This is a genomic window from Bacillus sp. CZDM1 (assembly GCF_055502545.1).
Genome location: NZ_JBUESO010000002.1, coordinates 632261 through 643989, shown reverse-complemented (window position 1 = coordinate 643989; position 11729 = coordinate 632261). Strand labels below are relative to the sequence as shown.

Sequence of the window (11729 nt, the reverse complement as noted above, 5' to 3'; positions counted from 1 at the left end):
ACCATCCAATTATTGGAAGGTGCCTGACTTATACTTTTTAACTAGTAAGTAATACGATAACAATAGGAGGGTTTATCTATGAGCAGAATAATACCTGAACAAATGAAGAGATGGCCACGCAATTTGAGCACATCACAGGGAGGAGGGTTATCTACTTCCCAATATGGAGGCATGTCAACCTCGCAATACGGAGGCATGTCAACCTCGCAATACGGAGGCATGTCAACCTCACAATACGGAGGCATGTCAACCTCGCAATACGGGGGCATGTCAACCTCCCAATATGGGGGTCTATCTACCTCTCAATATGGAGGTCTATCTACCTCTCAATACGGAGGTCTGTCCACTGTTCAATATGGGGGCTTATCAACATCCGCAGGAGGAGGTATGTCTACTTCTTCAACTAATGTATACATGAGTAATATTCCACCTTGGCCGGTATTTGTAAGAGAACTTGAGAGAAGAAGATATAATAATCAAGCTAATTTAATTCGAAGACATTTACCTGAGTTCCTTTGGCCAGAAAACTTCTTCAAATAATTCCATCTAATCTAAGTATCAATTCATATTGAATATCATTAAGGTGCCAAGTTCGTTGAATAACACACAATGAGGAGCAGGCGCTCTGTAGCTTGCTCCTTTTTATTTTTCGATATTCTCCAAACAATGCTCGGGAGTGGTTAATTGGTAAAGACTTTCCTCTCTTACTTATTTGGAACTTGATCTTCCTTACAGTTTCCTCGAAGCCTATAAACATATAATTAAACGGAGCAGAAATTGTGCGAGGCACCAACCAAAGAATTGGAAGGTACCTGGCACTTTTTTGTCCATGACATGTAAGTGTGTATCTACTAGTGAGAATGAACCAATCATCGCAAGACATATTATCCAAATAATTTGTTATTTTACTAAAATATTCTCAATGATTTTATGGAAATATAACCCTGAGTATGAAAAATTTAGTAGAATAGAAGGGGGACTTCACTAAGTTCAAATAATGTATATTTTGCCGAGAAAGTATGGTTGGTGATTGATAGAATAATAAAAAGAAGCATGATGATTTCTTGCTTACCAGGAATAAGTAGGAAGTACTGATTCCAGCGGTTTCTCGAGGTCGGACATAACCGGTACCCGAGAAAAATATAGTAGTATGTGAAAGGAGTCATATTATAGATGGGACGATTGTTAAGTATAGATGAATTTAAGAATTCACTATCAAAAGATATAAAGAAAGCAAAGAATACGATTGTAATTATTTCTCCATATATTAAGAATCAGACGGTGGAATATTTATTAGAGAAAGTTCCCAAGCATATTAATAATAAAATCTTAATTACTCTTTACCCAGGTCTAGAATATGTGAATGGAGCTACTGACCCCATTGCATTGCTGAAACTTCAAGAGTCAGGGTTTCAAGTACGTGTGTTAAAGAATTTACATGCAAAGCTTTATATTATTGATAATCATTTGTATTTAGGGTCTTCCAATTTCACTACAAGTGGGTTTAATTTAAATGAAATTGGAAATATAGAAGTGATGGTGAAACAAGGATATACAAAAAGTGACGAAGACTATGTTGAAATCACATTCCTAAAAAGTAGTAAGTTAATAGTTTTAAATAAAGATATCATAAATGACCTTGAGCACCTCCTTAAAGAATTAAATGATAAGTACGATTCGATTTTGAGTGATATTGATGATGTTATTGATAAGATTGTTCGTAACCATAAAATATATGATCCAACAGAAAATAGAAACAGCCAGTATGAAAGGTTTCTTAAAAACATTAAAGAAAAAGAATTAATTTCTAGCTACAGTCCAGTAAAAAAAGGCTATGGAAAACAAGTTTACAAAATTAATGATAAACATATTGTGAAACTAATTCGTTCTAGAGGACAAGATAGTACTCTGTTATTTTCAGAAAACTATCGGTTTGCACTATCTAAGAAAGGTGGTAAGCAAATAAAGCAAGGAGGTGAGGAAGGGAAATTTGATGCGGTTATTATGATTTTAAAAGATACTAATCAATTTATTTGTTTACCTAGGACATTTCTTCAAAAAAACATTTTAATAAATAAGAACTTAGATAATAATGAGCAATTTTGGCAATTTCAAATAAGCGTTAATAATAAAAATAAGTCTTTACTACTAAGACTTATAAGAAACAATAGATTAGAACAAGATATTTATGATATTTCTCCTTTCAAAAATAAAGTATTTCTTAACTCAAGAATTATTCCTGAAAAGATTCATCTCAGTGACCTAGATTAGTTAAGAAGACTGATCTGAATTTTCTAGATTCCTAGTATTGACATAATTGTCATGAATTTCACTAAAAAAACAAGCGTGTGGTCTATGGCAAGACTATTAAACACTAAGAATATGGTAGCAAATGTGAGGTGTTATTTATGAAAATGTATGTAGGGGAGAAAAGTGATAGGCACCATCCAAAGAATTGGAAGGTGCCTGCCACTTTTTCTTCCAATATCCCATCGTTTCAATGTGAAGGCGAAGATTAGAACTTACCAAAACAAAAAGTAGTAAGGGAACTTTTACATTTGAATTTGTGAAGGGGACAATAATGCAAAACCGTTTGCTATTATCAGGAATAGTATCTACAAACAGTAATATCACTGAGGAAGATTTTTATGAGAAATTCATAAATTGGTTGAGCGAAAATAATTTCACCTACTTAGATGACGACCCTATTGATTTACCATCAGAGGACTTTTCACCAAATTATTCATCAAATTTAGGAGCAGCAGTTTTCCATCCAGAATATCCAGAAGTAAATCGTCGCTATTTATTACGGAGAACATGGAATCCAAGCTTACCATCAGCAGTTGTCCTTATGATGAATCCGAGCTCAGCAGATGAACTAGTCGGTGATCCAACAATAGATTTCCTGATGGATTACTTAAGGTATAATGATTTTGGAAGTTTAGATATAGTTAACACCAGCCCGGTAATAAAGGGAAGTAAAGTTACTAAGGAGGATTTTCCTAAAGATTTTATAACTGGTTTTACCTATTTAATGTTATTGAAAAATCATCTAAGGTTATACTTGGGTGGGGAGAAAATGGGCGTGATTTTGGTATTCCGAATCTTATAAAACACTATTCTTTTTTGGATCTTTTAATAAGAAATCAGGAAAAACTTTATGTATTTGGGTTAGGGGATGAAAATTCAAATAGACCATATCCTAAACATCCTCACCCCCAAAGGAAAGATCAAAGATTTACACTTGACCATAACCTAATTAAGGTATCGTTAAAGGTGTTTAATGGATTATTAACTCTGAAGAAAGCATAGGAACGTTTTCGAATCCGGTGGGTCAGAATCCCAGTCAAGTCAAGCTTTAACGCGACAAAGGACTGACCCAATTTTGTAATAGAAGGACACCACATGACTGTTAAACAGTTACTCGGTTTCCTCCAGTTGAATTATAAAACTTCTATTCCTTTATTGGGGTTGTAGTTTAAACATCATCCATTTTTCAGTAAAATAATCTATCATTTTCCAACTATCCTTATTTCCACTTCTAACAATAGTCTCATTTTTCTCGTTTGTGCAAAGCCATCGGAAATCTTCCTCATGAAGAAAATTATTAGAAGAAGTTGTTATATTAAAAGATAACTTCATACTCGTTACAGATGGTGCCACATCTTTAAGTTCAATAAACTTGAACTCATTAATATAAATACCAGACAATTTCTCATTCATTTCACCTGCAAGTTTTCCAACTGTAACAGGATTAAATTGCTGATAAATCAAAGAAGCGATTTTCCCATAATTTTTTTTATTAATACTTTCTATTAATTCAACCATGTGTCTTTCAGGGGAATCTAAAGGATATTCACTACTTAAGCCACTAATTAATAAATTATCCCCTATTTTGATTTCCCTTCTTACCCATTTATCAATTTTCCTTTTTTCTTCATCAGTTTTTTCTTTTTGCGCTATTAGTTCTGACCATTGTTCTACATTTTCAATGAATGTAGGTGGTGTAAACTTTTCTTTAGATATTCCTTCTTTCATCTTTTGATTTGCCACAGCCAAATCCGCTAAAGCGAGTAGAATATGCAAACACTTAACGGAAACTTTCACATTTCCATAGTTAAGGTCTTTTCCATGTAAAATGCCGTTTCGGTATGGTAACTCAATTGGATCAGTATTTGTTTTTACTCTATTTTTAGTTAATAGTCCCACAATGGAATTCAAACCACTATCATGCGCAGCGATTGAATCCCAAGCAGTTAAATTAGTATTTTGAGCAAAAAATCCTGTATTTTCAAATTCATTAACAAAACCATCAATTAATGTTAATAGTATGGGTACAGAGCTGATATAATCCCCTTTATAATGCCTTTCTATGGCTCTTTCATAAATTTTTCTTCTCGGTTTAAACTGAGAAAATTTATAGAGCCTAGTTGATAAAAGTCTTATCTTTTCCTCATCTGAATAGAAATCAAGTATTATTCCTTCAGCTGATTCTATGTTTTCCATTTCATATGCAGAAATTGCATCTTTCATCATAGTAAGATTTAAACCTTCAAATGCAATCCAGCCTCTACCTGCAAATATGGTATTGAATTTATCCGGTATTACTGATATTTCTTCAAATTCTCTTTTTTGCTTTTTGAGTACACTCTGCATTTTTAAAATTTCAACTTCTGACATACCTTGGGATCTAAGCAATTTTTTATTTCTTAGTAATTCTTCAATGTTCTTTAATTGGTATTCAAATTCTTTAATAGATGTATTATTTGTAATCTTCCCCATATCTTTTCCCCCTCAACAACTTTTACTTTCTAATATTCTTCACTCAATAGATTAATGGACGCTACTACAATATAATTATGACAAATTATTTCTATTCTCACCCCTATGAGGTAGTAAAAAAATGCAAATGGTGACATGCACAATCCATTAGATTGAAAGGTACCTGGCACTTTTGACCTGTTGCAGAATATGAAGGATGAATAATTCATTATCAATTACATGGAGTGCGGCTTTCATTTCTTCACTTCGGAAAATTCCCTTTTTTTACAAGAATCATATATTGCGAGATGGATGTCAACCATTTCATAAAAAAACAACTATTATGGCAAATTTAAAAGTGTATCTGTCAATTCTCGAATACCCCAAATGACGCCGCTTCCTTATACCGTAACAAAAGATAATAACCCCTATGTATATTTCTAATGAGAACGATTAAAGGGAGTGATCATGGTGAGTAAAAGATTGGATGAGGCTTTTCGGGAGTTTTGTGAAAGATTGTTTAAATGTGTTCCAACTAATTTTTCAGAAAGATATGTTACTAGATTGGATTTTGTAGTAGCGAAAAGGGAGGTGGAAGAACAATATCAGTTGTGTGAAGGGGATCCCGAGTATTTCGAATGGATCCTTTTTTTATTGGCTAAATCACCACGGTTTTTAGATAGCAGCTCAGTTCAACCAAATCAATATCATATTATTGAAGATAAGTATAAGCCTACTTACAGAGAACAGTTGGTTACTTTTCTTCAGGATCCGGAATTCATCAATAAATATGGCAATCTGATACTTGGCATTCTTGAATCGAATACATTTTGGAGAGGGCTACAAAGGAGGCTGGATTTTTATGTGTATCATTCTATCGTTAGTGATAAATCTTCGATTATGACAAGTAACTGTGTATCACCCAGGGAGAATGAACCGATTACAGTAGATTTGCTATTTTCTTTTGCAGAAATAGTAGTGGTACAGGTGTTTACGAATCCAATGAATGTTATCTATGATGAGCTATTCCGCTTGTTTGTATTGTTAATAAGAGAGGGGTTAGAAGAACAAGATACATCTTGCTATCGCTTCTTTGTCGCACCGTATTGTAGTAGTGATGTTTTTGGGGAGGCAAATGATGTTGGACAGATTTGGATGGAAGAATTGACGGAATCTGTGTTTAGAAAATGTGTCACACAATTGATAGAGGAAATTAGAGTTCAGCGCAATAGGTCTAATTGAATAAGAGTAGTTCGATAGTTGAAGTACAGTAGTGCCTCCTTTTCCTGCCTTAAGCACCCCTGTTATGATTACAGAAACGATTGCATGGTAGTTTTGTAAAAGCTAATTGTGACAACCTATAAAAATAGACCATTTTCTAAAGGGTTCATTAAAAATCTTCTTATATAAATACTAGATTTAGGAAAGTAATTGATTTTTTATTATTCTCCAAATTTATAATGGTGTATTATATATTTATATAAAAATAATGGATAATTAATAGGAGGGATATACGTGTTAGACATATTTAAAAAGAAGAACCAAAATGACATAGAAAATATACAAGAAGAATTAAGTCTAGAAGAATTAAACATAGTGAAATCAAAGGTAGAAGAATTAAAAATTGAAGCAGATAATATGGAAGAAGAAAATATTCAACAACATGAAAAGCATTTTTCTGAGGAAGGATTATGGAATAAAATTCAAAAATTCTCTAAGAAGGCAGGTTCAACAGTTGTTTATGCTGTCCTGATACTATATTTCACATTACAAAAATCAGATGTACCTTTTAAAGTGAAAGCTACAATTGTTGGAGCATTAGGTTACTTTATACTTCCGATAGACTTAATTCCAGATGTTGCAATAGGGGTAGGATATGTTGATGATTTAGGAGTTTTAGTCGGAGCATTAATTCAAGTAGCTATGTATATTGATGAGGATATCAAAAAACAAGCAAAAGAAAAGCTTACTAATTGGTTTGGTGATGAGGTAGATACATCTGACATAGATAATAAATTAAAATAGTCTCCAATGAAAAGAAATTACAAATTAATGAATGAATGCCATTATGACAGCTTTTTTTTTCTTATTTAGCTAACTTTCAGGTTTATTGATATCAATTGTGTGCCTCATACTAAAAAGTAGAGGCTTTTATTATTTTGAATTATAAAAGATATCTAAATGGAGTATTAATTCCTTATTATTTATTAATAGTAAGTGTTAAAATTAGGTAAATGTATAGTAAAAGAGACAGATAAATCCAATAGTTGTATAGGAGATAACAAAATGAACAAGATTCGCCAAAAGATCCTAGCCTTCCGTGATGAATGAGGCTGGAAGAAATATCATAGTGAAAAGGATTTGGCCATTTCTGTTTCACTAGAGGCAAGTGAGTTGCTAGAGAATTTCCAGTGGAGAACGAGTGAGAAAGCAGTAGCTGAGACAAGACAAAACATAAAAGAAGAAATGGCTGATATCTTAATTTATCTTGTGCAGCTTGCTGATAAGATGGAGATCGATTTAGAAGAGGAAGTCCTAAGAAAACTGGAGAAAAACGCTATAAAATACCCTGTTAACAGAATTGAGGAAACAAGCAAATGATCATTTATAATGAGTCCTCTTCAAAATTCTTAAATCATATATATGAAAATAAAATTGGTTACGTTCTCAAAGAAAATGTCCTGACAAAAATGAATAAGGTGGTATCCGGCAGTGAGTTGAGATCCTGGGAAAATTCACTCCCTCAAATGGCAAAGGTACTAAGAGATGCAGATTTAAAAGAGGATACGCATGTCTTGTTAGAGTATAAGCTACCATCTTCTGAAAAAAGAATTGATTTCTTCGTAGTAGGTGAAGACGAGAAGGGTAAGAAAAATGCTTTAATCATTGAATTGAAACAATGGAAAAAAGCAAAGGTGTCTGAAGGAGATGGAATAGTTCGGACGTATTTAGGTGGAAGGGAACGGGAAACCGTTCATCCTGCCTACCAAGCTTCCTCATATAAGCGATATTTGCAGAATTTCAATGAGTCCCTATACAGTGATTCATCCGCTATTCAGCTACATTCCTGAGCTTATTTACATAACTATATTATGGCTAGTATCGGTGAGCCGCTTCTTGATAAAAGGTACAGCAATTATCTTCAGGAATCTCCTCTGTACTTCCTGTGATTAGTGCCTGATCCCCAGTGGACTAAAGCGTTACCGCGGCGGGGGTCACCAAACCCCTAACAGTAGCAGGGGTAGAATGTAAGGATTTGTTACTTGAAATATTATTTTTAAAGTTTTACATTTTTGATTACATATATATCCAACAAAAATACTTTTCTTCATCTTTTTTGCTCGATATAGGTTAAAATAGAATAGGACATTATAACTATATAAAAAATTTAATGGAACAACAAGAATCCAATTTATAGAAGAATAGTAAATAACGTCACTAAAAATTAGAACTTATTTTAACAACGAAGCAAACGTTAGATAAAAGAAGACTAAATTTGTTGGGGGTGGGACTATGGATAAAGCCTATACAGCAGATTATAAGCTAATTAAGGCAGTAAATGCAGTCAAAGGTAGAAGATATTTTTGTCCTGTATGTAATGGCGAACTTCATTTTTATCCTGGATCGAAGAATACACCACATTTTAGACATGGTAAAGGAGTTCCTGAAGAAGTAAAGGAAACTTGTGAATTATATGCTCAAAATCTTGGCGAATCTAATATTTATGATCAAGAAATTGATGCAAAACAGAGGGTACGACTTTTAATAAAAAAAGAGGATGAAAAGTATCTATTCGAGTTGAAATTCCCATTGATACAGCAATCGGCAATAGTAATGCAGAATAACGATATGTACTTTACTTATCGTTGTGAGCAAATTGCGGGTTTTCAGTTAAATACTGTTAACCTATTGCCGTCACGTCAAGCCTGTGTAATTGAAGCTCCTCTAATGAATACATATACTTTTCACTGTACAAACCAAAAAAATGAGAGGATCCTGGGCCTTCATATTAGTGGTATTTATAAACCATTTAATGATGGCGCTTTAATATTTAAAGAAATACAGGGTCAGTTTATCAGTATACCTTACCGAAGATTGACTTTATCTGGCCGTTTCTTTATTGTTTCAACGAGTCCATTGATAAACATCCATTCTGATATAGAAGTAGTAAATACATTTAGCGAAAAACAATACTATATTTATGAATTGATTATGCCTACAGAATTATCTAGTGACTTGCAAAACTGGTTTGCAAGAATAATAGGATATACGCTTCTGGAATCTACGTGTCATTTGGATATTATTAAGCCTGTTTCATTTAAAAAAATCGGAACAACCATTGAATTAAGTAGTTACAAATGTTCATGGTTAGTAACGAGTATCGGTTTAAGACAGATGGAACAAAGAGTTATTTTGATACATCCCAACAAACGTCGACAAATTTTCAAAGTACCATCAAATCGTATTATAAATCTGCATCTGACAGAACCCGGAGATTATATTCTTTTTGTTGACCAAGAAGTTACAGAAATGCTAACGATTCGTTATAATCCCAAAATAGAGCATTACCCAAATTTCAAAGGACAAGTTTCAATTAATAATTCAGACATCTTATTTAAAATCCGTAAATTGAAAATTGAACGAATAAATCTTGAAACTGACTTATCTTTAGTTGTACATACCAAAAATGATTTCAATTATGGAATTAAACATGGTGGAAAGTTCTCGTTTATTGCACCTATTCGTATAGATTTTCCTACATTATGGAGTATTGAGGTTCAAAATCCTTCGGAGTATTCAAATGAAATATCAATTGAAAAAATCCATAATTTTTATCAAAATTCCCATTTGTATCCAAAGGTGATTTGTACAGTAAAGGATTTACAAATGCTACAATCCGTTGTTTTAATAAGTAGCAATAATTTTAAAGATAAAATCCTTTATTTTATACGACGTTTTGGTATACATGTTCCTAAACCTATAGGTGAAATCATAAAGGAGATGAAACAAATAAAATGATTGCATTACTTAAAATTTATAAGAAACTTAAACAAAGAGATGGAGATGCATACGAAGTTGCTGGTGCGCAACCATTTGCCATTTTAGAAAAAGGGGAAATACGGTCGTTAACTGAAGACGGGATAAAATCCGTCTTTGCTAATATAGGTAAAGTTTTTGTTGCGGAATCTTTTCAGCCTCCAAAACAAGATGTTTTTCGCCTGTATGAAGTTATTGAATCTAATACATTTGATAAGTCTATAATTAGCTCATGTAGGTATACATTAGGAAAAGAAATAATAGATCCCAAACTTTTTGACATAATTGATCTTGATGAAAAAATTGAAAGCAATGAGTTTGAAATTGGAGAATTAATAAAAAAAGGAATAAACATACCCTTCGTTCTATCAGATTTTGTAATCCTTAGAACAGCTGATGATTTTTTGATAGGACCAATTAAGATGGAATTTTTAGATGGTGTGTACATATGCAAAGAAGAAGAATTTATCCCTTATTACCAGCAAGATATTGAGATTACTATAATTACTGAAGCAAATAAAAATCACGAACGCCTATTCTGTATTGATCAGTTACAGCGAGAAAATTTAATTGGATGGATCGATGTTGCTAATGATCAACGTATAATAAGTGATGCCTTAAAACAGTTAAAGAATAATTCAGATTTTGCAGTATTATCACGAAAAATGATTGCTAAGTTAAAAGAATGGTACGACACAGACAGATCCCAACTTCCGCATTTAAAAGAACGTATACAGCGTGCAGTACAAATAATGGACAGTCACACATTAACGGTTGAAGAAATTACTTTATTCAATAAATTGGTTCTTGATTTAGATGTGACAAAAATGATTATAGAAGAGCGAGTTCAAAATCAATTTGAAAAAGATTATAAAGAGTTTCTTAAAAAAAATAAGAAGCTAGTAAATGAAAATACAATTCAACAACAAAAACTTGATGGGTTAATGACTACTTTAAAAAATAAATCAAGGGATCTAGAATCTATTAAAAAGCAATATACAGAAATTCAAAAAATAATGGAGCAAAAAATAGGGGAATTACGAGAGAGTTTTACCAGTGTTTATGCAGAACATCTCTCATTATTAAATTTACCAGCTATGATATCACAACCTGCAATTATAAGTAAGGGTAGTGGAGGATTTGCTCAATTTCAATCATATTCCGGGATATCACTGCCAAATATGAATGCCTTTTGTAATCTTCTAAATCAAAATCTCTCTCACTTTAGAGGGAAAGATGAAAATACTACTTTGGCAGCGACAGTTTTAAGTGCAGTTATATTAGGCGAACCTATTATTCTTTATGGAGAAAGTAGTTTCGAATTAGCTAAATGTATTTCTAAAACGATAGCTTGTGAGCAAATGTTAACAATTATTCCCGAAATAGAAACTTTTACATTAAATGAATTGGATCAACAGCATAAATATTTTACAATGGAGGAATTAGTAAAAACCCTTATTATTCATAATCCTCATACTACTGCAGCTTTATACAGTTTGTCAGGATACTTTAAGCAAAATAAATGGAATGATAACAGCAATATACCTGATTTAACAATTATATCGATTGATTCATTAGATGAAGCTTTACCATTTATTGAAAAAATGCCGTATGTACCTCTTATCAATGCTGAAGATTATATATCTTGCTTTATGAATAAACGAAACTTCAAATCTCTTCAATCAGGACAATTCAAACATGAGCAACTTGAAACGTATATTGCAAGTCATGATCAGCTTTTAATCCGCAGAGAATTTAGAGAATGGATTGAAGACTTTAAAAATCTAGATACTGAAATACCTTATCAATTAGTTGAATGGATTAGCCAAATGAATGAATTTATTTCTAAAGATGAACTATTTGAATGGTGTTATAAAATTTTTAACAAAGCAATAAGAATTAATGAAAAAGTCGTGGCTGGAGTGTAATTA

9 protein-coding genes and 1 pseudogene are annotated in these 11729 nt (G+C 32.5%); 9 read left to right on the top strand and 1 reads right to left on the bottom strand.

Translation table 11 applies throughout. From position 1 onward, the window contains the following. Window positions 1–78 precede the first annotated feature (78 nt). The 3 genes from ACY3XC_RS07540 (at window position 79) to ACY3XC_RS07530 (ending at window position 3112) form a co-directional block, all read left to right on the top strand. The gene (locus tag ACY3XC_RS07540; RefSeq protein WP_464868011.1) at window positions 79–540 is read left to right on the top strand and encodes a hypothetical protein; all 462 of its coding nucleotides are present in this window, start codon (window positions 79–81) and stop codon (window positions 538–540) included. 633 nt (window positions 541–1173) lie between these two features. After that, complete coding sequence (locus tag ACY3XC_RS07535; protein WP_464868010.1) at window positions 1174–2271, top strand: phospholipase D-like domain-containing protein; 1098 nt, start codon at window positions 1174–1176, stop codon at window positions 2269–2271. Between the two features lie 310 nt (window positions 2272–2581). After that, window positions 2582–3112, top strand: coding sequence for a DUF1643 domain-containing protein (locus ACY3XC_RS07530; protein ID WP_464868009.1), 531 nt, complete (start codon window positions 2582–2584; stop codon window positions 3110–3112). A 350-nt stretch (window positions 3113–3462) separates the two neighbouring features. Here the strand turns inward: ACY3XC_RS07530 and ACY3XC_RS07525 are convergent, their stop codons facing one another. Further along, window positions 3463–4782, bottom strand: coding sequence for a hypothetical protein (locus tag ACY3XC_RS07525; protein WP_464868008.1), 1320 nt, complete (start codon window positions 4780–4782; stop codon window positions 3463–3465). A 447-nt stretch (window positions 4783–5229) separates the two neighbouring features. Between ACY3XC_RS07525 and ACY3XC_RS07520 the strand changes: the two genes are divergently transcribed. From ACY3XC_RS07520 to ACY3XC_RS07495, 6 genes and pseudogenes are all read left to right on the top strand, one after another. Then, complete coding sequence (locus ACY3XC_RS07520; RefSeq protein ID WP_464868007.1) at window positions 5230–6003, top strand: hypothetical protein; 774 nt, start codon at window positions 5230–5232, stop codon at window positions 6001–6003. A 396-nt stretch (window positions 6004–6399) separates the two neighbouring features. Next, window positions 6400–6786 carry a YkvA family protein gene (locus ACY3XC_RS07515; RefSeq protein ID WP_464868055.1) on the top strand — a complete coding sequence of 129 codons (387 nt, stop codon included), beginning with the start codon at window positions 6400–6402 and terminating at the stop codon, window positions 6784–6786. A 261-nt stretch (window positions 6787–7047) separates the two neighbouring features. Continuing rightward, a pseudogene (locus ACY3XC_RS07510) lies at window positions 7048–7362 on the top strand (nucleotide pyrophosphohydrolase). Further along, a complete protein-coding gene (locus tag ACY3XC_RS07505) occupies window positions 7359–7832 on the top strand; it encodes a hypothetical protein (RefSeq protein ID WP_464868006.1) in 474 nt (157 codons plus the stop codon). The pseudogene ACY3XC_RS07510 and the gene ACY3XC_RS07505 overlap by 4 nt, the downstream one beginning before the upstream one ends. A 442-nt stretch (window positions 7833–8274) precedes the next feature. Then, window positions 8275–9780 (top strand): competence protein CoiA family protein, encoded by a 1506-nt coding sequence (locus tag ACY3XC_RS07500; protein ID WP_464868005.1) that lies wholly within the window; start codon window positions 8275–8277, stop codon window positions 9778–9780. After that, a complete protein-coding gene (locus ACY3XC_RS07495) occupies window positions 9777–11726 on the top strand; it encodes a hypothetical protein (protein ID WP_464868004.1) in 1950 nt (649 codons plus the stop codon). Before ACY3XC_RS07500 ends, ACY3XC_RS07495 begins: the two co-directional genes overlap by 4 nt. Window positions 11727–11729 lie beyond the last annotated feature (3 nt).